This window comes from Eisenibacter elegans DSM 3317, assembly GCF_000430505.1.
Taxonomy (GTDB): Bacteria; Bacteroidota; Bacteroidia; order Cytophagales; family Microscillaceae; genus Eisenibacter; species Eisenibacter elegans.
On record NZ_AUMD01000011.1, the window covers coordinates 226,723 to 249,423 of the forward strand.

General features: G+C 50.1%; 14 protein-coding genes. 3 read left to right on the forward strand and 11 right to left on the reverse strand.

Annotated elements, in window-relative coordinates; all coding sequences use genetic code 11:
* Window positions 1-251: 251 nt before the first annotated feature.
* The 5 genes from G499_RS0101670 to miaB form a co-directional block, all read right to left on the reverse strand.
* Complete coding sequence (locus tag G499_RS0101670; RefSeq protein WP_026998500.1) at window positions 252-2,123, reverse strand: tetratricopeptide repeat protein; 1,872 nt, start codon at window positions 2,121-2,123, stop codon at window positions 252-254.
* 217 nt (window positions 2,124-2,340) lie between these two features.
* Window positions 2,341-2,853, reverse strand: coding sequence for an LptE family protein (locus tag G499_RS0101675; protein WP_051295830.1), 513 nt, complete (start codon window positions 2,851-2,853; stop codon window positions 2,341-2,343).
* The gene (locus G499_RS0101680) at window positions 2,846-4,171 is read right to left on the reverse strand and encodes a sigma-54 interaction domain-containing protein (RefSeq protein WP_026998502.1); all 1,326 of its coding nucleotides are present in this window, start codon (window positions 4,169-4,171) and stop codon (window positions 2,846-2,848) included. The genes G499_RS0101675 and G499_RS0101680 overlap by 8 nt, the downstream gene beginning before the upstream one ends.
* A 3-nt stretch (window positions 4,172-4,174) precedes the next feature.
* Window positions 4,175-4,759: a hypothetical protein gene (locus G499_RS0101685; protein WP_026998503.1), complete on the reverse strand. Its 585-nt coding sequence runs from the start codon at window positions 4,757-4,759 to the stop codon at window positions 4,175-4,177.
* Window positions 4,760-4,839: 80 nt separating this feature from the next.
* Window positions 4,840-6,333, reverse strand: coding sequence for a tRNA (N6-isopentenyl adenosine(37)-C2)-methylthiotransferase MiaB (gene miaB / locus G499_RS0101690; RefSeq protein ID WP_026998504.1), 1,494 nt, complete (start codon window positions 6,331-6,333; stop codon window positions 4,840-4,842).
* A 626-nt stretch (window positions 6,334-6,959) separates the two neighbouring features.
* On the opposite strand from miaB, the gene G499_RS0101700 reads away from it, so the two are divergent.
* The gene (locus G499_RS0101700) at window positions 6,960-7,190 is read left to right on the forward strand and encodes a WG repeat-containing protein (protein WP_211231576.1); all 231 of its coding nucleotides are present in this window, start codon (window positions 6,960-6,962) and stop codon (window positions 7,188-7,190) included.
* Window positions 7,191-7,653: 463 nt separating this feature from the next.
* Here G499_RS0101700 and G499_RS0101705 read toward each other — a convergent pair whose 3' ends face one another.
* The gene (locus tag G499_RS0101705) at window positions 7,654-9,918 is read right to left on the reverse strand and encodes an aconitate hydratase (protein WP_026998507.1); all 2,265 of its coding nucleotides are present in this window, start codon (window positions 9,916-9,918) and stop codon (window positions 7,654-7,656) included.
* Window positions 9,919-10,222: 304 nt separating this feature from the next.
* Window positions 10,223-10,495, reverse strand: a complete 273-nt coding sequence (locus tag G499_RS0101710) for a hypothetical protein (protein WP_026998508.1) — start codon at window positions 10,493-10,495, stop codon at window positions 10,223-10,225.
* Window positions 10,496-10,813: 318 nt separating this feature from the next.
* Here G499_RS0101710 and G499_RS18350 point away from each other — a divergent pair, with 318 nt between their 5' ends.
* The gene (locus G499_RS18350) at window positions 10,814-11,311 is read left to right on the forward strand and encodes a dihydrofolate reductase (RefSeq protein WP_035726250.1); all 498 of its coding nucleotides are present in this window, start codon (window positions 10,814-10,816) and stop codon (window positions 11,309-11,311) included.
* A gap of 3 nt (window positions 11,312-11,314) precedes the next feature.
* Here G499_RS18350 and G499_RS0101720 read toward each other — a convergent pair whose 3' ends face one another.
* The 4 genes from G499_RS0101720 to G499_RS0101735 form a co-directional block, all read right to left on the reverse strand.
* Complete coding sequence (locus G499_RS0101720) at window positions 11,315-12,028, reverse strand: hypothetical protein (RefSeq protein ID WP_026998509.1); 714 nt, start codon at window positions 12,026-12,028, stop codon at window positions 11,315-11,317.
* A 62-nt stretch (window positions 12,029-12,090) separates the two neighbouring features.
* Window positions 12,091-13,575, reverse strand: a complete 1,485-nt coding sequence (gene proS / locus G499_RS0101725; protein WP_026998510.1) for a proline--tRNA ligase — start codon at window positions 13,573-13,575, stop codon at window positions 12,091-12,093.
* Between the two features lie 133 nt (window positions 13,576-13,708).
* A complete protein-coding gene (locus G499_RS0101730; RefSeq protein WP_161627669.1) occupies window positions 13,709-16,972 on the reverse strand; it encodes a two-component regulator propeller domain-containing protein in 3,264 nt (1,087 codons plus the stop codon).
* A gap of 264 nt (window positions 16,973-17,236) precedes the next feature.
* A complete protein-coding gene (locus G499_RS0101735; protein WP_026998512.1) occupies window positions 17,237-17,917 on the reverse strand; it encodes a hypothetical protein in 681 nt (226 codons plus the stop codon).
* 301 nt (window positions 17,918-18,218) lie between these two features.
* On the opposite strand from G499_RS0101735, the gene dnaE reads away from it, so the two are divergent.
* Window positions 18,219-22,403, forward strand: coding sequence for a DNA polymerase III subunit alpha (dnaE, locus tag G499_RS0101740; protein ID WP_026998513.1), 4,185 nt, complete (start codon window positions 18,219-18,221; stop codon window positions 22,401-22,403).
* The last annotated feature ends 298 nt before the right edge of the window (window positions 22,404-22,701 follow it).

Genomic DNA, 22,701 nt, shown 5'->3' on the forward strand with positions numbered 1-22,701 from the left:
ATCGATTTGGCTTTGGTAGTAGTCAGCCTTTTCGGGGTCTATGGTTTGGAGTTGGGCATAAGTATCGACAGCCTTGGCGATATCCCCATCTTGAAAATAACGCAGCGCTAGGCGTTCGCTAGGCGTTGGTGTTTCTTGAGCTGGGGTATTGTCGAGGTCAAGGGGTACTTGGGCTGCCGGGTCTTCATTTTTGGGGCTATCGCTGATGCTCCACGCTAGGGTATAGGGTTCTTCGGGGTTGTTGGGCGCATCTAGGGGGGGGCAACTGTATGGTAATCCTGCACATCAGGTGCTTCTTCTACGCTTCCGGTAGGGAGGTTTTGTATGTCAAGCCCGTCGGTCAAGATGTCGATTTGCCCTTGATAATATCCCGTTTTTTCTGGATAATATCGCATCAGAGCTTGATAAATCTCCACTGCCTGGGCTACATTTCCTTCATTGAAGGCCTGCATGGCAGTGCCTTCGCTGATATGGGCAGGAGGTTCGATAATCTCCTCAGCAGTTGGCTGTGTAGCAACTGGTTCGTGGGTGGTGTCTTCTTCGATGGTGTCGAAAAAGTCTGTGGTAGGATTTGGCGGCTCTTCTGTAGCCCACTGATTGGTGGGGGTTACCGGAACATCCTCTGTGGGAGATGTATCGGGGGTGAGGGCATCAAAAAAACTACCTGTTGTTGTTTCCTCTACGGGAGTTGTATCGATGGGGGTAGATTCTTGAACGGGCGTATCAATATCGGCCACCTCTTCGTCAGAACTTATCTGGTCAAAAAAGCTTTGCGCTGTCTCTGGCACTACTGTGTTGTCAGTTGGTGCCTCTGTAGGAGCAGTTGTCGTTTCTTCTTCAGGAGTTATCTGGTCAAAAAAGCTTTGAGCTGTCTCTGGCACTACTGTGTTGTCAGTTGGTGCCTCTGTAGGAGCAGTTGTCGTTTCTTCTTCAGGAGTTATCTGGTCAAAAAAGCTTTGCGCTGTCTCTGGCACTACTGTGTTGTCAGCTGGTGCCTCTGTAGGAGCAGTTGTCGTTTCTTCTTCAAAGCCTATCTGGTCAAAAAAGCTTTGTGCGGCATCGCTTGCAGTATCAACTTCGGGCGTATCTACCACATCACTGTCAGCAGCTTGAGTTGATGTAGAGGTTTCGTCTTCTACCAGCAAATTATTGACTTCGACTATGGCGCGTTCAATCCGCTGTATTTGTAGTGCGTAAAACGCGGCTCTGTCTGGTTCTTGTTGGCTAAGCTGCTGGTAAGCCTCGATGGCCGCCTCATACTGTCCGTCTTCGTAGAGTTGAGAAGCCTGAAACTCTGTAACTGCTGTTTCATCACCTGTAGTGGACGATGCTTCGGGCGCATTGTTTGGGGTGCTGGGTGTTTCTTCGGGCGGCAGGGTATCAAAAAACGAAGTAGTATCGGGTGTTTCAGTTTGTGGGGCAGGCGTATCTTGTGTAGGATGGTACACTTGGCGCAAATCTTCAGGTACTTGCAAGACGAAGTAGTCGTTGTCCGTCATAATCTGCAATTGCGTCTGATAATAGCTATGTTTGTCAGGTTGTTTGGCAGCCAAGTGTTGGTATACCAAAATAGCTTCTTCGATGCGTCCATCATTGAACAAATCCATGGCGATACCCTCATTGAGCGCAATCCCTTCGAGCGAGGCAGGCAAGTCTGCCGCCGCTGGTGTTGTGGGGATATCTGCTGTAGGGTCATGAGATACAGGAGTGGTATCTTCTTCAGGTGTTGGGACAAATGCCGCCTCAGGCTCCTCGTCGGTAGGGACGGGGATTGGCGCAAAGGTCTCGTTTGTGGAGTCAGCCTCTACGGCCTGTCCTAGGTCTGGTGCAGTACGGCTGTAGGGGTCAATGGGTTGCTCAGCAGGAATAATCTGGATGTCTTCGGGGCGTACTTCCATCAGCTGCCTCAAGACAGCCCTGTTGTAGGCATACAACGAAGCTTTACGCAGCTTGACCGGCAAAGACAGCGCTACGCTGGGCTTGTTTTTAGTCCCTTTGGCAATAAGTTGGTGTGCAAGTTGAAAATAGGGATATTCGCGAGCTAGGTCTTCGAGCTGCTCTAGGTCGTTGTCGTTGATACGGTTGGGGTCGTCTATCCAATATAGAAAAGTTTCTGCATCCATTGCGAAAGGGTGATTCAGCCTGATAGAGTATACAAAAAACGTGCGTTATAGGCTCAAAACCAACAAAAATGCTTATCAGTAGGCGCATCTAGTCCTTGGGTTAACCCTAGTTTGATACTTCCCACACTCCCGCCTGATGTTGGTTTCAGCACCTGCAAAACGCCGGTTCGTACCACATTGGTACGAATAGTGAGCAATTTATGACAAAAAACTAACATTACCAATCTGCCAAGGTCGCATTGAAAATGTCAAGATTGATTTGCTCGAAGATTTGACTAATCAGCCGAACCTCGACTGTGGAGAGGTCTTGGTTTTGGGGGAAATCTTGATAAAAGGAAAACTGCCGGCGGAAGTCTTTGTCTTCTTCTATCATATTCTTAAAATCTACATCCACAGTAATGGTCAGGCGGTTTACCGCACCAGCGTCATTGGCTGTAACACCTTGTGGCATAGCAGTATAGCCTACGACCATTCCCTCTAGGGTTAGGTCTGCGTCGCCCGGAGAGTTGACCAATTGTAGGCGGGAGTTTTGTAAAAAATATCCCTTTAAATCTTCCGTAAACTGTTGGCCGAGGTTGGCCGGCCCGGCGGCGGCTTGGTTGAAGAAGTTGCCGATATAAATCGTTTTGGCTGTAGTACTGATACCCGAAAAAGAATAAATACCGCAGCCTTGAAGCGTCAAACAGCACAAAAGCAGACCATAGAGGCCAAGGCTGCGAAGGTTAAGCATCGATGTCATAATGTTTGATTTTGCGGTAGAGGGTTCTTTCAGAAATGCCCAAATCTTGGGCTGCGTTTTTGCGTTTGTTTTTGTTTTTGCGTAGCGCTTTGATGATGAGTTCTTTTTCTTTTTGTTCGATAGAGAGCGATTCGTCAGCGGCTTCTTCGTAGGTGATTTCGTGTATTTTTTCGTCCTCATCATCGAGGTTTTGGGTTTTGGATATGACGACAGTATCTTCAGTGCCGGCGTGTTTGGGTTGGTTGTAGGGCAAGAGTTTGGCTCCGGCAGCTACGGTATTGGGGCTGTTCAGGGGCGCATCGTCATCGGGCAGGTTGGTAAAGAGCTCACGATGGTCGCGCAGTAGCTCGGCAGCGCTAAAATCGCCTTGGTGTAAGAGTTGGAAGACCAATTTTTTCAGCTCCGTTACATCGCGCCGCATATCGAAAAGCACCTTGTAGAGCAACTCGCGTTCGTTGAGGCTATCCTTGCCGGTGTTTTCAGCTCCGCCCAAAAATGCAGGTATGGATTGTTTGGGAGTGATTTTGGGCAGGTATTTGCCCAGGGTGTGTGCATCAATCTCCCGGCTTAGTTCGAGGGCAGATATTTGTTCGGCCAAGTTCTTGAGCTGTCGGATATTGCCCGGAAAGGGGTAGCCTTTGAGCAGCTCGGCGGCTTCGGGAGTATATTTGATGGGCTGGACCTTGTATTTTTCTGCAAAATCGACGGCAAACTTACGGAATAGCAGCAGTACATCCTCTCCCCGCTCTCGTAGAGGAGGTACATAAATGGGCACGGTGTTGAGGCGGTAGTAGAGGTCTTCGCGGAACTTGTGTTCGCGCACAGCTTCGGCAAGGTTTACGTTGGTAGCTGCGATGACCCGCACGTCGGTTTTTTGGACTTTGTTTCCCCCCATACGGATAAACTCCCCGTTTTCGAGTACGCGCAAAAGCATGGCCTGGGTGTCGAGAGGCATCTCGCCGATTTCGTCGAGGAAGATAGTACCGCCATCTACGACCTCAAAGTACCCTTTGCGGGCATCGACTGCGCCGGTAAAAGCCCCTTTTTCGTGGCCAAAGAGTTCGGAGTAGATGGTACCTTCGGGGATAGCGCCACAGTTGATGGCGATGAACTGGCCGTGTTTGCGGGGGCTGAGGCTATGGATGATTTTTGAAAATGATTCTTTACCGCTGCCGCTTTCGCCCGTAATGACGACACTCATATCGGTGGGGGCTACCTGAACAGCAATACGGATGGCATGCACCAGCGCCGGAGAAGCGCCGATGATGCCAAAGCGTTGTTTGATATGTTGAATTTCTTCTTCACTCACGGTTTATCGGGTGTTATCGCGAATTTCTTGGATTTTCTCTTCGATGCCTTGGTACTTGCGTTGCGAGTAGGGGCCGGTGGTTTTGTGTACAATGGTGCCTTTGCGGTGTACCAAGAATACGGCTAGTTCATCTTTTTTGAGGCTTACTTGGCTCTTGCCTACGGGGTATACAGCGGCGTTTTCTTTGTCTTCGGGCTTGGCTTCTTTGCGCATTTTGTTGATGACCTTGTTGACCGAAATGCCCGGGATGAGCGCCACGTAGTGAATATCACCATCGTAGCCGCCTTCGTCTTCAAACAGGCCGCCCAAGATTTTCTCACCTTGGCCTTCTTTGCGGAAGAGGTTGTTGAGGAAGGGTTGCCATTCGCTCAGAAGGTCAAAGGCGGGAGAGTCTTCTCCGGAAGGGCGCAAGACGACGATGACCTGCACACGCCCATCTTTGGGAAGTGTTACGTTGATTTCGCGGTCTTTGTCGTCGAGCTGGGTAACGGTCATACGCGGAAAAGCACTGTTGACGTTTTGGGCTTGCAAACAATAGCCGCCTATGATTCCGAACAGCAGCGTGAGGGTGAGGAGGGTTCGATTCATTGTGGGTAGTGGGGTTTGGTTGGAAATGCGGTTTTTTATGAAGTATTGAGGGCTGTGTTCTACAGCCCCAAACAAGCCGCCTACTCTACGGCTTCGCCTAAGAGGGTGGCGGCGGTACAGTCTTTGATGAGTACGTGGGCATATTGACCTTTTTGGTAGTGCTCTTTGGGGAATACAACGACCTTGTTGGCGGAGTTGCGACCCATCAAATACTCGTCGGAGCGCTTCGAGAAACCTTCGATGAGTACTTTGTATACACGGCCTACATCTTGCTGATTGCGGCGGGCGGAAAGGGTCTGCTGTAGGGCGATGACTTCGTTGAGGCGGCGTTTTTTGATGTCGAGCGGTACATCGTCTACGTGTTTTTTGGCTGCCGGCGTGTTGGGGCGCTCAGAGTAGTAAAACATGTAGGCAAAATCGTAGTTGGCCCACTCCATAAGGGAGAGTGTGGCTTGGTGGTCTTCTTCGGTTTCGGTGCAGAAGCCCGTGATGATATCGGTCGAGATGCCACAATCGTTGCCCACTATCCGGCGGATGGCCTCTACCCTATCCATATACCATTCGCGGGTGTAGCCACGGTTCATGAGGTCGAGCACGCGGCTGCTGCCACTCTGTACGGGCAGGTGGATGTAGTTGCAGATGTTGTCGTAGGCGGCCATAGTGCGCAGCACATCATCGGTCATGTCCTTGGGGTGAGAGGTCGAAAAGCGCACGCGCAGGTCGGGGCTTACCTTGGCTACACTTTCGAGTAGTTGGGCAAAGTTGACAACTTCCACGCCGGTTAGGTCTACCCCTTTTTTGACGGCCTTTTCTTCACCCTTGATAGAGATGACCTCGGGGTGTGAGCTCCATAGGTAGGAGTCTACGTTTTGGCCTAGGAGGGTAACCTCGCGGTAGCCCCTGTCGAAGAGGTCTTGGGCTTCGGCCACGATAGAATGCGGGTTGCGGCTGCGCTCACGGCCACGGGTAAAAGGTACGACACAGAAAGAGCACATATTGTCGCAGCCACGGGAAATCGAGATAAAGGCCGTGATGCCGTTGCTGTTGAGGCGCACAGGCGTGATGTCGGCATAGGTCTCTTCGCGAGAGAGGAATACATTGACAGCCTTGTGCCCACCATCAACCTCGGCGACCAAGTCGGGCAGGGCGCGGTAAGCGTCGGGGCCGGCTACGAGGTCTACCATCTTTTCTTCTTCGAGCAGCTGGGCTTTGAGGCGCTCAGCCATACAGCCCAACACCCCGATGGTGAGCTGGGGGCGCTTTTGTTTGAAATCGTTGAGCACCTGTAGGCGCTTGCGGATGCGCTGCTCAGCATTGTCGCGAATGGCGCAGGTGTTGAGGAAGATGACATCGGCCTCGTCGGGCGTAGAGGTGGTGTCGAAGCCGTGTTCACTCATCACAGAGGCTACGATTTCGCTGTCCGAAAAATTCATCTGACAGCCATAGCTCTCTATATACAGTTTGCGGCCTTTGCCGCTATGGGTATCGGGGGTGGTTTGGTAAGTCTCGCAGGCTTCGGGGCTGCTTGCTGCGCCTTCCGGCATCACCGGAATGTCTTGAATTAACTTGCTCATTGTCTTGCTACTTCGTGAAAAGCCTCAGAATATGCTCAGAGAGGCTTTGTGCCAAATGGAGTACGATTGTATGGGTGCAAAAATAAAACTTTGGAATGGGATGACAAAATGTCAGTCTGATTCAAAACACATTTTCGCTGACTTTGGTTTGGCTTTAGGCTTTTTTAACGTACTAGACGGGGGCGCAGTACAAAAGCAAGGGTTGGGTATATTTGTTACTCAATCATCCCGGTATATATTGGGGGGCTACCCAATTTCTCCAAAAGTGGTGCCTGTATTGCGTTTTTGGCCTTATCTTGCTCCTATCTACCAGATGTAGTGCCGACACCACTGCCCTGTCTACAGACTGGATGCGATATAATACCCACAAGTCAAGAAGATTTGCGGGAGTAGTGTGTATTAGAAATGGTTTATCAATCCTAATCCCCAAGCCCAACAATGAAACATCAAATCTTCCCCCAATTATCTTGCTCATCGCCCACAAGATTTATGAGTATGGCCGAAGCCACCTCAGTGTTATCTGTAAAAACTTTGTCGTGCTACTCCTGCTTACGTGTACTGATTGATGGCTATGCACAGGAAATTGAACAAATGAAAAGAAAGAGCTGAACGCAAGTTTGACAGATGTGCAAGACCTGCCTCTTGTCTCCTACCGAAAGGGGAACAAATGGGGTTTTGTCAGCTATGGAGATAAAAAAACGGTCATCCTTCCAAAGTATGACGAGGCTGAGCGTTTTCGCGAAGGATTGGCTCTAATCAAACTCAATGGTAAATACGGATATGTGGATAAAGAAGGTCGGGAGTGTGGGGAGGATTTAGAGGAGCTTCAGATGATTTTGGGGTACAGCCTTTTGTAGAGGAGTAAAAATAAGTGAGATTTGCGCGAGCCACCTTTCCAAGGCTTTTATCTGAACTACACGCCACTGAATATTTTCTAAAAAACGAAATATGGATTCTCCTTTGAGGCCTTTGCAGTTGAATATGTGCCAAGAGCAGGGGGTAAAATGGGCACAACAACGATAGAACCCAAAAATGTCCAGTGCCTGAATTATTAAAACACTGATTACTAGTGTGTTATGAATAATGTAAATACTTGGTTTTTGGTGCGTGTTAAAAAATGTATATTATCCTGCCTCGCAATGCAAAGGCTCTGAGGGCTCGGTGGGTTTGTAAATATCTAATATTTAGGGGGTTAAATGGTATTAACGCAATGCTACAGACCATAGGGGGACTTACTTTGAGAATGCGATACAAAAAAACCACCCCGAAAAGTTCGGGATGGTTCTTGGGGGAAAGTCGGTATATGCGCCGACCTCGTGCTTAGGCGTTTTGTGCGGCGATGAGGTTGAGCGCCGAACCAGCCTTGAACCACTCAATCTGAGCAGTGTTGTAGGTATGGTTCAGGGTTACCTCGTCTTTGCTACCGTCGGCGTGGTTGAGCACCATTTTGAGCGGCTGCCCTTCGGCAAAAGTAGTCAGGCCTACGATATCGATGTTATCGTCTTCCTTGACTTTGTCGTAGTCGGCTGGGTTGGCAAAAGTAAGCGCCAGCATTCCTTGCTTTTTGAGGTTGGTTTCGTGAATACGGGCAAATGATTTTACAATCACGGCACGCACGCCGAGGTGGCGTGGCTCCATAGCAGCGTGCTCACGCGAAGAGCCTTCACCGTAGTTTTCGTCTCCTACGACTACCGATCCAATACCGGCGGCTTTGTAAGCACGCTGTACGGCAGGTACTTCTCCGTAGCTGCCATCCAGTTGGTTTTTCACCTTGTTGGTAGCGCCGTTGAAGGCATTGGTAGCGCCGATGAGGAGGTTGTTGGAGATATTGTCGAGATGTCCGCGATATTTGAGCCAAGGGCCGGCCATCGAGATATGGTCGGTAGTACACTTGCCTTTGGCTTTGATGAGCAGCTTGAGGCCGGTGAGGTCAGTACCTTCCCAAGCTTTGAAAGGGTCTAGGAGCTGCAAGCGGTCAGAGCTGGGGCTTACCTGTACTTGTACCTTGCTGCCGTCTTCGGCGGGGGCTTGGTAGCCACGGTCTTCTACGGCATAACCTTTGGGGGGAGCCATCAAGCCGGTAGGCTCATCGAGCATCACTTCCTGACCGTCTTGGTTTACAAGCTTGTCGGTCATGGGGTTGAAGGTCAGGTCGCCGGCAATGGCAAAGGCCGTTACGATTTCGGGCGAGGCCACGAAGGCGTGTGTGGCCGTGAAGCCATCGTTACGCTTGGCAAAGTTACGGTTAAACGAGGTGATGATAGAGTTGGCGCGCTCTGGGTCGTCGATATGGCGCGACCACTGACCGATACAAGGGCCGCAGGCATTGGCCAATACTACGCCGCCTATTTGACCGAAGGTATCGAGCAAGCCGTCGCGTTCGGCAGTATAGCGAACGGTTTCAGAACCAGGGGTGATGGTAAACTCAGCGTTTACCTTTAGTTTTTTGTCGATGGCTTGCTTGGCGAGCGAGGCAGCGCGGGTCAAGTCTTCGTAAGAAGAGTTGGTACAAGAGCCGATGAGTCCTACTTCGAGGCGCTGTGGATAGCCGTTGTCTTTAACCGCTTGGGCAAACTTAGAGAGAGGCCAAGCCAAGTCGGGCGTGAAGGGACCGTTGATGTGTGGCTCCAACTCAGAGAGGTTGATTTCGATGAGTTGGTCATAATATTTGGCAGGATCGGCGTACACTTCTTCGTCGGGGCGGAGGTGGGCTTTATACTGCTCGGCGAGGGCGGCTACATCTGCACGGTCGGTAGACTCTAGGTACTCCTTCATATGTTGGTCGAAGGCAAACACCGAAGTAGTAGCTCCGATTTCAGCTCCCATATTGCAGATAGTACCTTTGCCGGTAGCAGAAAGTGCGTCTGCGCCTTCTCCGAAGTATTCTACAATAGCACCGGTACCGCCTTTTACGGTCAGGATGCCAGCTACTTTCAAGATTACATCTTTGGCAGAAGCCCATCCGCTCAGCTTACCGGTAAGTTTGATACCGATGAGTTTGGGGAACTTCAGCTCCCAAGCCATACCGGCCATTACGTCTACTGCATCTGCACCACCTACACCGATGGCAATCATTCCTAGGCCGCCTGCATTGGGCGTGTGAGAGTCTGTACCGATCATCATACCACCCGGAAAGGCGTAGTTTTCGAGTACTACTTGGTGGATAATCCCTGCGCCGGGCTTCCAGAAGCCGATGCCATACTTGTCTGATACCGAAGACAAGAAGTCATAAACCTCCTTGTTGATGTCTTTGGCAGTGGCCAAATCTTTGGCAGCGCCTTGCTTGGCTTGGATTAAGTGGTCGCAGTGTACAGTACTCGGAACAGCTACCTTGGGTTTGCCGGCAGACATAAACTGCAACAGAGCCATTTGAGCGGTAGCATCCTGCATAGCTACACGGTCAGGGGCAAAATCTACATAATCAGCACCGCGTTTGAAGGCTTGCGTAGGGATGCCATCATAGAGGTGGGTATACAAAATCTTCTCGGCCAAAGTAAGGGGGCGGCCTACTACTTTGCGTGCTGACTCTATACGCTCGCCCATACGAGCATAGACAGCCTTAATCATATCAATATCAAAAGCCATAGTCTTTATTGGAATAGTGAAATTTGAGAAAATAAACAAACAATGTTTAAGCAAAAATAAAAAATCAAAGGCATATCCATAGCTACAAACACTATTTAGAATGTATTTAAATAGCTGTGCAGCCTTGTTTTGTCTCATGCTACGCAAACATAAAACCCCAAGCATTGCTCGGGGCTTATGTAGTATGTTTAACAAATTGTGATCGTGTAAAAAAGCTAGAAAGCACTTGGCTTTCAGGTGTTCGTAATGAAAACTGCAAACCAATTACGTACCCAAGTGCTTTACAATGTATCTTGATGCGCTTTTAGCGCTTTCTTTTGCCTTTCTTGGTTTTATCTTGTTTGGCATTACTTGGTAAACCAGTATAGATAATGTGAGCCGCCACAGGGGGCAAGGATATGGGTGCCAATACAGAGTTAGCTGTATTGTTCTGGGCGGTAGGAGATACTTCGGGAGCAGGAACATTGCTCGCTTTTTGCGCCAAGCGCTTAGCCGCTGTTTTGGGAGCAGGCGAAGGCTTGCTTGCTGTCTTGGTGTTTGTTGTCCGAGTAGTAGGTTTAGGGGCTTTATCAGTCATGGCGGCGGTAATTTTCGATAATAGGCCACAAAGATACGCACTATAGAGGATAAATTTATCAAAAAATAACAGAAAATTAACACTGCGCTTGTAAGCCACTAGACATTTTCAGAAAAGTAGTTCAGAGTTCACACCACCGGATATTTGTGGAAAAGTAGCTCGGAGCTCTAGCTCCGAGACAAGCGGAGGTCTCATTTTGGGGGTAAACTGAGACTTAACCCACAGTTTTAACTGTGGGATTTGCAAAATATCCAGTGGCGTGGGATATTTTCTTGTTCAGCCATTGTGCCGGTTGCTTATTCCTTGCTAACTTCGCCTATGCAACTGATTCTGATTGTCGCCGTAGCCCAAAACGGCGTTATTGGTCATAAAAACCAACTGCCTTGGCACCTGCCGGCAGACCTTAAGCATTTCAAAGCCACTACCCTTGGTCAAGCCATCGTGATGGGGCGCAAAACTTTTGAGTCCATCGGCAGGCCGCTGCCCAAGCGGCTCAACATTGTCCTGACCAGACAAGCCAATTATCCTGCTCCGGAGGGCATAGCCACCTGTACAACCCTAGCCGCTGCCCAAGCCCTAGCCGCCGCCCAAGGCTACACACAACTGTTTGTGATAGGTGGGGGAGAGTTGTATGCCCAAGCCCTTCCCTTGGCACACAAAATCATCTTGACAGCCGTAGCCGCCCAGCCCGAAGGCGATGCGTTTTTCCCCACACCCGACCCTGCGCAGTGGCAGCTCACCGCCGAAACCCCCGTAGCCGCCGATACCGACAACCAATACCCCTTCACGATTCAGGAGTGGGTGCGGCGGGGATAAGCCCTACACCATTGCCGGAATGATGTCTTCGGGTGTGTTTTGGGTAAAAAACAGGGTGTTACGTTGCTGGCGTTGGGCAAAATACTGCTGATAGTGTTGGTCAAAAGCAATGCGTGATTGGAGTGCGGCCTCATATTGACCTATCGTACCCATCCAGAGTTCGCACAGCTCGCGCACGGCGTGTTGCCCACCTTCCGAAGCTGTGATGTAATCACAGCGCTGATGTGTCAGGGCGAAAGCCCTGTAGAGCGGGCTTGACTGGCGGCGTACCAAGGAGCGCAGGCCGCAGATTTCGGCCATTCCGAGGTCATTGATGTCATCAAAACTACAGGCTACCTGTTCGGGGCTGAGTTGATGCGCTTGACACAGGTGTTTGACGGCGGTGGCTTTGTCACGAATTTTGAAATACACCGCATCCCAATGTTCGCGGGTGGCTAGCTCAATGGCTGTGGGGTTGGGGGCACCCGTGATGACGGCAAATACGGGCAGCATTCCGTTTTGGAGCCAATAGGCAAAGCGCCATAAGTTGGTTCCCATAGAGTCGGGCTCAGAAAAAGGACTAGGAGTGCCCTCGCCTTTGTAGCCGGCATTGAACACCCCGTCCCAGTCAAACACAAAAGCACGGATACGCCCAAGGCGTTGGGCAAAATTCTCAAAATCAGGCACAAACTGCGCCCCTATTTGTCTAAAAGTCTGTTCGAGTTGGGAGTGGTTCACGGGTGGATGCGGAGTTACGAAAAAGACCTCACCAGCGGTGAGGCCTTTCCCTATGTGGTGGATTAGTAGGCAATGGCAAAAAGTACACGCTGTGCAGAAGGCTTTCCGGTAACGATGCAGTTGCCGGGCTCAGGCTGCCCCTCTAAGGGGATGCAGCGGATGGTAGCCTTGGTTTCGGCCTTGATGCGCTCTTCGGTTTCAGGCGTTCCGTCCCAATGAGCGGCAATAAAGCCTGCTTTGGTTTGGAGCAGTGTTTTGAATTCTTCGTAGCTGTTGGCCGTGTGTGTATTGGCTTGGCGGAAGTCGAGCGCCTTTTGATATATGCTTTGTTGCATCTCTTCCAATATTTGGGTGACGGTAGGCAGCACGTCGGCCAGTGGTACCGAAAGTTTGTCTTCCTTGCTGGGTTTGTCGCGGCGTGCTAGCTCTACGGTTTGGTTTTCGAGGTCTCTCAAGCCAATAGCCAAGCGCACGGGTACTCCTTTCAGCTCCCAGTCGGCAAATTTAAAGCCGGGGGTTTGGGTGTCGCGGTCGTCGAGCTTGACACGGATGCCCTGCGCGGTGAGTTGTTTTTTGAGTCGGTGGCAGTGGTCGAGCAGCTCGGCCTTTTGGGTATCTCCTTTGAAGATAGGCACAATCACCACTTGGTGGGGGGCTAGGCGTGGCGGCAGTACGAGGCCGAGGTCGTCGGAGTGCGCCATAATGAGGGCACCCATCAGGCGGGTACTTACGCCCCAAGATGTCCCCCAAACGTACTCCAGCTGCCCTTGTTGGTTGGCAAACTGCACATCGAAGGCTTTGGCAAAATTTTGCCCCAAGAAGTGCGAAGTACCGGCTTGCAGCGCCTTGCCGTCTTGCATCAAGGCTTCGATACAGAAAGTTTCCTCAGCGCCTGCAAAGCGTTCGTTGGCTGATTTTACGCCCTTGACCACGGGTAGTGCCATAAACTCTTCGGCAAAGGTGGCATACACATTCATCATCTGTACGGCCTCTTGCATGGCCTCTTCGCGGGTGGCGTGGGCGGTGTGTCCTTCTTGCCAAAGGAACTCAGCGGTGCGCAGGAACAGGCGCGTGCGCATTTCCCAACGTACCACATTGGCCCATTGGTTGACAAGGATTGGCAGGTCGCGGTACGACTGTATCCAGTTTTTATAAGTACTCCAGATGACCGTCTCAGACGTAGGCCGCACAATTAGTTCCTCTTCAAGCTTGGCGTCGGGGTCGACGATGACACCTGAGCCATCTTCACTGTTTTTGAGGCGATAGTGCGTTACCACAGCACATTCCTTGGCAAAGCCCTCGACGTGAGCGGCTTCTTTGCTCAAGTAAGACTTGGGGATAAACAACGGAAAATAGGCATTGACGTGGCCGGTTTCCTTAAACATCCGGTCTAGTTCGGCCTGCATTTTTTCCCAAATGGCATACCCATAGGGTTTGATGACCATACAGCCGCGCACGGGGGAGTTTTCGGCCAAATCCGCTTTTTTGACCAATTCGTTGTACCAAGCAGAATAATCTTCGCTACGTTTGGGCAGTCCTTTGCTCATAATCGAGGGGGGCAATATCAAAGTTGTGAGTATTGAGCCAATACTTTGGCGTATGCAAAGTTGGTCTAGTTTTTTGAGAACTACAAATTTTGTCTTTTGCCCGTAGTTACTCCACGGGCAAAGAATACATTGTTCAGAGCTTGACAGCAATCAGCAGGATGTCATCCCGCTGTTCGGTATCTTTCATATATTGGTCGAGGTATTTTTCGAGGGCTTGTTGTTGTTGGTCGAGTGGTTGGGCAGCGATGTTTCCGAGCAAAGTTCTGAATTGTGCGCGACCGATTTTGCGCCGTCGCACATCGTTTTGGTCTTCGTAACCATCCGAACCAGTATATACCACCGAGCCTTTTTGTAAAACAACCGTGTGGTTGTTGAACCGTAGCCGAGGGTTTTGTAAGCCACCAATGGCTTTACGATCTCCTTTTAGTTCTTTTAGTTGATCATCGGCGCTATCATAGTACAAGACATCGTGCTTGGCTCCGGCAAAAGTAATGAGGTAGCTGTCTCGGTCTTGTTTTTTGGCCTTCACAACTGTTACATCCATGCCACTATTGTTTTTGGATTCGCGCTGCATCAAGACCGTCTGTACTTCTTCGTTCAGTTCGGTCAAGATTTCGGCAGGGTCTGTGATGCGTTTTAGGCGAATGATTTTATCGAGCAAGGTATTGCCGATAAGGGTCATAAACGCCCCAGGGACACCGTGGCCGGTACAGTCGGCTACGACAAATATGAGTTCGTCCTCGATTTTGTTGAGCCAATAAAAATCTCCTGACACCACATCTTTAGGTCTGTAGAGGATAAAATAATTCCTCAACAACATGTCGAGTTTGGTTTTTGGTGGCAAGATAGCCTGTTGGATGGTTCGTGCAGAGTTGATACTGGCATTGATTTTCAGCTCTCGGCTTTGGAGTTCGCGTACTTGGGCTTCAATAAAATCGCGTTGTGCGTGCAGTTCTTCATTTTGTTGGTTGAGCTGCGCGGTACGCTCTTGTACGATGAGTTCGAGTGCTTCTTTTTGTTGGTTAATCACACGGATGCGCCAACGATAAATCCCATAGAGGGTGGCCAATACCAACAGTATCACCAACATATGGAAGGCGGTGTATTGATAAAAATAGGGCTTGATATAAAGCGTTACACTGGCTCCGGTTTCGTTCCATAAGCCATCATTGTTGGAGGCTTGTACCCTGAAGGTATATTGGCCGGGGGGTAGGCTGGTGTAGCTGATACTACGCTCTTGGGTCAGCGTCCATTCATTGTCGAAGCCTTCGAGCTTGTATTTGAAAAACACATTGTCGGCGGCTATGAAGCTCAGCGCCGTAAACTCAAAGTTGAGTCGTCGCCAGCCTTGGGCTAAGCTGAGGGTTTGAGACAGGTACTGGGCGGGTGCAAAGCTTTGGCCTTCGGTTGCAATGCGCTCGATGTATACAGCGGGTTTATGAGGGTTTTGTGGGATTTTGTTGGGGTTGATAATCGAAAGCCCGCCCAGCGTCGGAATGAGAATCCGTCCGTCAGGCGTTTGGCAGAGGTGTACTGCGCCCGTACATTCGCTGCTAGCCATCCCGTCTTTGTCTGTAAAGACCTGTGGGTGTATTCGGGTATTTTTGCCTGTGAGGAAATCTTGTATTTCTTGCTGCGCCACCCGGCTCAATCCCATATTGGTACTCAACCAAAGATAGCCTTTGTTGTCGGCCACCAAATCGAAAATACTCTCACTCGGTAGGCCCTCTTTACTGGTGATGGTGTTGATAGTGCCATTGGGCATCACAATGGCCAAACCGCTGCCGGTGGCAATCCACAGTTGTTTTTGAGCTACTTGCTCATACACGGCAAAGGTCAGGTTGTCGGGCATTCCGCTTTCTGTGTTCCATACCTTTTTTATGCGCAGGTTTTTATCCAATATGGCCACGCCGCCATTATTGCTCACTACGGCCACCTCACCGTTGGCCAGGGGTTTTATCTGCATCACAAAGTCGGAGTGGAGGGTATTTTGGCTTTTGTTGAGATACCTGAACTGATTGGTTGTGGGGTTGAGAATGGCAATTCCGCCGGCACGGCTGCCAATCCATACTTGCCCGTCGGGGCTTATCCATAGATAGCGCGCTTGTTCGTCTTTGAGGCCATTTTTGGTATTGTAGAAGGTTTCGGAGCCATCGGGGCGTAGTTGCAACACACCTTTATATGAAGCAATCCATAGGGAGCCATCTGGAGCCATTGCCAAATGGCGGATGCGCTCTGTGCCAAACTGTTGCTTGGTGGGTAAGGTACTGATGCGCCCGTTGGCTTCGATGACATTGACCACACCATTGTCTGTGCCTACATAAAAACGGTCTTTCCCTACGGCCAATACCCCATTGACGGCGATTGAGGCCAAGCCCTCCCTATAGGTATAATTCAAAAACTTCCCTTCGCGCAGGCGCAAGAGCCCGTGGCGGTAGAGGCCAATCCACAGTGAGCCCTCGTGGTCGTAGCAGAGAGAGGTTACATAAAGTGGGATTTCGTTGAGCTTTTCTACAAACTCGATGCCTCTGGCCGTGATGCGCCCCAAGCCGGTAGTAGTACCAAACCAAAGCGTGCCCCGAGCATCTTCCAAAAGAGTATTGACGGCATACTTTTCGGTATTAGGCTTTAGCCTGAATCCGGTAGGAGTTTTGGTGTAGATGCCCTTAGAAGTACCTACCAACACTTGGCCAGTTTTGAGTTTGTACAAACTCAGGATAGGCGCATTGGGCAGGCCGGCGTTTTGCGTCGTATAGTGTTGATATTGATTGCCCTTGGCAATGACCAACCCGTTGTTTTCGGTGGCAGCCCATAGCCGCCCCTCATCATCAAAAAGCAAGGCTGATATCGTTTGGCCGTTGAGTGGTGCTAGTTGTTTGGCTTGTGTAAACGCCCCCTTCGCCTTATCCATCACAAAAACCCCATAGCCTACCGTACCTATCCAAAGCTGAGAGTTTTGAGGGTCTTCGGTAATGGCAATCACCGGACGGTTGGGATACCCTTGTCTACTTCCATAATGCACCAACTGCTGGTTTTGGTAAGCGGTAAGCCCACCATTACCCGTAGTGCCAAACCACAATGTTCCGTTGGCGCTTTCATATGCCGCATCAAAGGTGATAGACGTAAGCCCCTCCACATTCGAAGGGGTAAACAACTGAAAATTAGCCCCGTCAAATCGATTCAGCCCCATAAACGAGCCTGCCCATAGATACCCATCTTTGCTTTGTTTGACCTCATTGATGATACTCGACGACAACCCCTTGTTTACATCCCAGTTATCGGCGATGTATTGTGTCAAAGCCAGTTGGGGGTTAAGCCCTTGCGCAAAACCGTATCCTACTGTCCCCAACCACAAAGTCCCCATCAGGGCAAGTATCTGTGTTCTGTTCCAACCCATATAACAATACCTTATAGTGATGTACCCAATCAAAATTGGTTTGGGAAATCTACACGCTGAAAATCCTTTAGAATCAAGAAAATAAAACCCTGTCAATTCGCCAAAATCCAGCGAATCTTGGTATAAACTTGGGGAGTTAGGCATATTGTACCTACCCTCTACAAAAGCCGCCTCACAAAAAATCGGCACTCCCAAACAAGATAAACGACAAAGTTGTAGAGATGTTGGGCACTGGGATAAATTAGTTGCAAAACGCAAGTGTATCTAGCGTCCTTTCAGAATCCACTGAGGCAACAGTAATAGCAAGGCCAACATCACACCAAACAGATGTGTGATAGAAATGCCGACATATGCCAATACGGTTGCTTGCCATCGCAGCAATGCCGCCGGCAAGGTGCCATAGCCAAAAATAAGCTGAATGACGGCCCAAAATGGACGTTCGAAATTGCCTTGCAAAAGATACCAAGAAGCAAAAGCAAGTGCTATTATCGCCGCCAGAACGACAGTAACAATCGTCAAGAATAAGATTAGTGCTTCTAACAAAAGCAACATAGAAACCAACTGCCATACGAACACCGCCCAGCGCTTGGTTGGGCTGAAGATAGGGGAGGCCTGCCCTGCCTTGAGTGCTTGGTGATGCGCCAAAAATGCTTTTTGTCCATTATTGGCAAGCCAAATACATAGTCCCAAAATACACAGGGGAGGCAAAATACTAACAAAAAAATCAAACCCAAATTGAGTGTAGGGGATGTTGGACAACAACGAAAGCAGCCATAAAACCAAAAAAAATACCCCCAATCCAAAAAGCATACGGTAAGTCTGTTGTGCCAAATACACAAACAAATGCCAGTCTGAAGGGGCAGATGGGCTGGTGCCAATGAATTTGCAAAACAATAAGCGCCAAGCGCTCCCAAAAGATAGTTGGGTAATCGGGGGAATAGACATAAGACTTGAACAACACAATGTGAGAGAGGTAAACCTCGCTAAAGTAACAATAAACGGTGAGATATATACTTAATCGAAAGTGATACCAAGGTTTATTTGATTTGAAAATCCACTGGATTGTGTGATAAACAGCGGCGTATACCCAATCAAAATTGGTGTTGCTGATTTTGCCTTGGCTTGATGGGTTTCGTATCACAAAAAATGTCTGCTATTACGCCCAAAGACCTAGGCAAAAGCTACGCATTTGACCTGTTTTTTGTAACTTGCCTTCAGCTTTTCTGTAGACCAACGCGCTGGCTGTATGTACCTCATTTTCGACACCGAAACCACCGGGCTTCCCAAAAATTACGACGCTCCTCATACCGACCTCGACAACTGGCCACGACTGGTTCAGTTGGCGTGGCAGTTGCACGATGCGCAGGGGCGGCTTGTGCGGGCACAAAACCTGATTGTACAACCCGACGGGTTTACCATTCCCTTCAACGCCGAAAAAATACACGGCATCTCCACCGAGCTGGCCAAAGAAGAGGGTTTGCCCTTGGCAGAGGTGCTGCAGGTGTTTGCCCAAGATATTGCCCAAGCCTCCTTACTCATCGGCCACAATGTGGGCTTCGACCTCAACATTATGGGCGCGGAGTTTTTGCGTGCCAATATGGAGAGCGCCTTGTTTGATCGCGCCGTTTTTGACAGCAGCAGCGAGGCTGTAGCAGAATTTACCCAAATCCCCGGGGGGCGTGGGGGGAAGTTTAAGTTTCCGAAGCTCATCGAGCTGCACGAAAAACTATTTGGAGAGGGCTTTGACGCAGCACACGACGCAGCCTATGACGTAGCCGCTACCGCCCGTTGTTTTTTCGGACTTCTACACCAGGGCATCGCACAACCTATAGACGAAACACCTCTGGTCGATATCCGCTATGAGGCTCCTGTGCTTGAAGAGGCTAATTTTGTCAAGAAAAAAAGCAGTGCCAATGCCATCCCGGCGCAGTTTCGTGGCCAGTTGGAACAGCCCGTACCCTTCAGCCACCTGTATGTGCATACACAGTTTTCTATTTTGCAGAGCACGGCCAATATCAAAAAGCTCATCGCCAAGGCCAAGGCCAACGGGATGGAGGCTATCGGCATTACTGACTTGGGCAATATGCACGTGGCCTACAATGCCGTAGAAGAAGGCGCAGCCCAGGGCCTGAAGGTGATTATGGGATGTGAGGTATATGTGGCCGAAGAGCGACTCAAAAAGCAGTTTACCAAGGGCAACCCCGACCGTCGTTTTCAGCAGGTTTTGCTGGCTACTGACCAAGCGGCTTATCATCGTTTGTCGGAGTTGGTTTCGTTGGGCTATACCGAGGGATATTATGCAGGCTTCCCAAGGGTAGACAAGGCGCTGATAGCCGAACACGCCGAAGGACTGATAGCGCTCACAGGAGGGCTTTCGGGCGAAATACCCAACCTCATCCTCAATAGGGGCGAACACGAGGCCGAAGAGGCTTTCCGTTGGTGGAAGGAGACCTTCGGCAACAATTTTTATGTGTCTTTACAGCGGCACGGCCTGCCCGAAGAAGACCGCGTCAATGCCGTTTTGCTCAGGTTTGCAGCCAAGTACGATGTCAAGCCCGTGGCCATACACGATTGTTATTACCTCGACCGTAAGGATGCCGACGCACACGACTCACTGCTCTGTGTGAAGGATGGGGAGAAAAAGAGCACTCCCATTGGGTTTGGCCGTGGTACACGCTTCGGAATGCCCAATGACGACTATTACTTCAAGAGCCAAGAGGAGATGAACGAGCTGTTTTCGGATATTCCAGTGGCGCTCGAAAACCTACAAGAGGTGATTGACAAATGTAGCCCTATCAAGCTTTCGCGGGATATTCTGATGCCCCGTTATGAAATTCCGGCTGAGTTTGAAGACCAAGATGATTACCTCCGCCACCTGAGCTACGAGGGGGCGAAGCAAAAATATGGAGAGATTACTCCCGAAATACGCGACCGCCTCGACCTAGAGCTGAAGGTCATCAAGGATATGGGCTTTCCGGGCTACTTCTTGATTGTGCAAGACTTTATGAACGAAGCTCGCCGGCGCGGTGTTTCGGTAGGGCCGGGACGTGGTTCGGCTGCCGGCTCGGCAGTGGCCTTTTGTATCGGGATTACCAACATTGACCCTATCCGGTATAACCTCCTCTTCGAGCGCTTTTTGAACCCTGAGCGGGTCTCGATGCCTGATATTGACATCGACTTTGACGACGAAGGCCGTCAGGAGGTAATCAACTATGTGGTCGAGAAGTATGGCAAAAACCAAGTGGCTCAAATCATTACCTATGGTACGATGGCCGCCAAGATGTCAATCAAAGACGTGGCGCGGGTGATGGACTTGCCCTTGGCCGAAGGCAACAAAATTGCCAAACTAGTGCCCGAAAAGCCCGGTACTAAGCTCAAAGATGCCATCGAGCAAGAGGCCGAGCTGCGCATGATTTACCAAGGCGACCCCAAGCTACACCTTGCCTCCAAGGTGCTCCAACAGGCAGTGGTGTTAGAAGGCTCTGTACGCGGTACAGGCATCCACGCGGCGGGTATCATCATCGCCCCCGACGACATTACGAAGTACATCCCCGTCTGTGTGTCGAAAGATGCTGATTTGTTGGTTACCCAATTTGACGGCAAGGTGGTAGAGTCTGCCGGGATGCTGAAAATGGACTTTTTGGGGCTCAAAACCCTGACCATTATCCGGGATGCGCTAAGGCTGATAAAGCAGAACAAAGGCATCGAGATTGACATCGATACCATCCCGCTGGACGATCCCAAGACCTTCGAGCTGTATCAAAAAGGCCAAACCATCGGTACGTTTCAGTTTGAGTCTGAAGGGATGCAGATGTACCTGCGCGACCTCAAGCCGACTAATATTGAAGACCTGATTGCGATGAACGCCCTCTACCGTCCGGGGCCGATGCAGTTTATCCCCAACTTTATCAACCGCAAACACGGCAAAGAACCAGTAGAGTATCCACACGACCTGCTCGAACCCATCCTGAACTATAGCTACGGCATTATGGTCTATCAGGAGCAGATTATGCAGACGGCGCAGATTTTGGCCGGCTATACCCTCGGCGGCGCGGATATTCTCCGACGAGCGATGGGTAAGAAAAAGAAAGAGGAGATGGACAAGCAGCGGGAGATTTTTGTTACGGGTGCCCGCGAAAAAAACAACATCCCCGCCGCCAAGGCCAACGAGATTTTTGATGTGATGCAGAAGTTTGCCGAATACGGCTTCAACCGCTCACACTCGGCGGCCTACTCAGTAGTGGCTTACCAAACAGCTTATCTCAAAGCCAATTACCCGGCAGAGTATATGGCTGCTGTGCTGACACACAATATGAACAGCATCGAGAAAATCACCTTCTTCATCAAGGAGTGTGAGTCGATGAAGTTGCAAGTCCTCGGGCCGGACATCAACGAAAGTCAGGCTACCTTTTCGGTCAATGACCAAGGGCAGATTCGCTTTGGCTTGGCTGCCATCAAGGGTACTGGCGAGGCGGCAGTATCGGCCATCATCCAAGAGCGGGAGGCCAACGGACCTTTTGGCAGCATCTACGAAGTAGCCAAGCGGCTCAACCTTCGGACGGTCAACAAAAAATCGTTTGAAAGCCTAGCCCAAGCCGGCGCCTTCGATTCCTTCGGCTTCCACAGAGCACAGTATTTTGTCCCATATCCTACAGAGGCCACTACTTTTCTTGAAAAACTCTTGCGCTATGGTACTGCCTGCCAAGAGGAGGCCGATAGTGTTTCGTTGTTTGGCGCTGGAGGCAGCGGTATTTCCGAGCCCCCACCGCCCGATGTACCACAGTGGAGTGCTATTGAGAAGTTGGAGAGAGAAAAAGAGGTGGTTGGTTTTTATATCTCCGGCCATCCGCTGGGCGTGTACAAAGGTGTGGTAGAGCGGCTTTGCAATGCCAACTTGACCAACTATATGACCGTAGGCAAAGGAGGGCAAGGCCTGACCATTGCTGCCGTTATACAGACAGTAGCCCGAAAGCAAACCAAGAACGGTAGCAGTTTTACGACCTTCATCGCTGAGGATGAGTATGGTACGGCAGATTTTGCGCTCTTCAACGAACTGCATATGGAATATGGCCAAAGCCTCCAAGCCGGTGATATTGTCTTGCTCAAAGGCAAGGTACAAACCCGCTACAACACCGACCAACAGGAGTTTCGTATCAGTAGCATCAACCCCATCGAAGACCAACAAACACAGCTCTGCCGAGGGATTGCCGTGTTGCTCTCTACCAAACAACTGCAAGAGGAAAGCTTCTTACAGCGCTTTGTTAGCGAAATCGAAAAATATCCCGGCGATGCCCAACTACTTATCAACATTGCGGCCTTGGAGCAAGACCTAGAGCTTTCGACACGCGCTACCAAGTACCAAGTCCGCTATGACGATGACCTGTTACAATCTCTCGAACAGATGCAGCTAAAATACAAAGTGTTGTATTAGCCCAAAAACGCGGCTACTTTGCTACGTATTCATTCAAAATCATACGTCGACAGACTACAGGCATACAAGTATAATACAGTTTCAATTAGCCCAAAAGACTTTGAAATCAGTTGAATACACAAGAAAACACAAGATTTTGGTACACAAGTAAGTGCCAAAGTACTCCTCTCAAACCTCGACTTATACGATATTGGGGTACTTAGGTACATCTACCCTCTGGCTATCATACTTACTTTCAGGGACACAAGGGGATATACCATCGTTTGATAAGAAGGGCAATCCCCTTTGCGACACCACA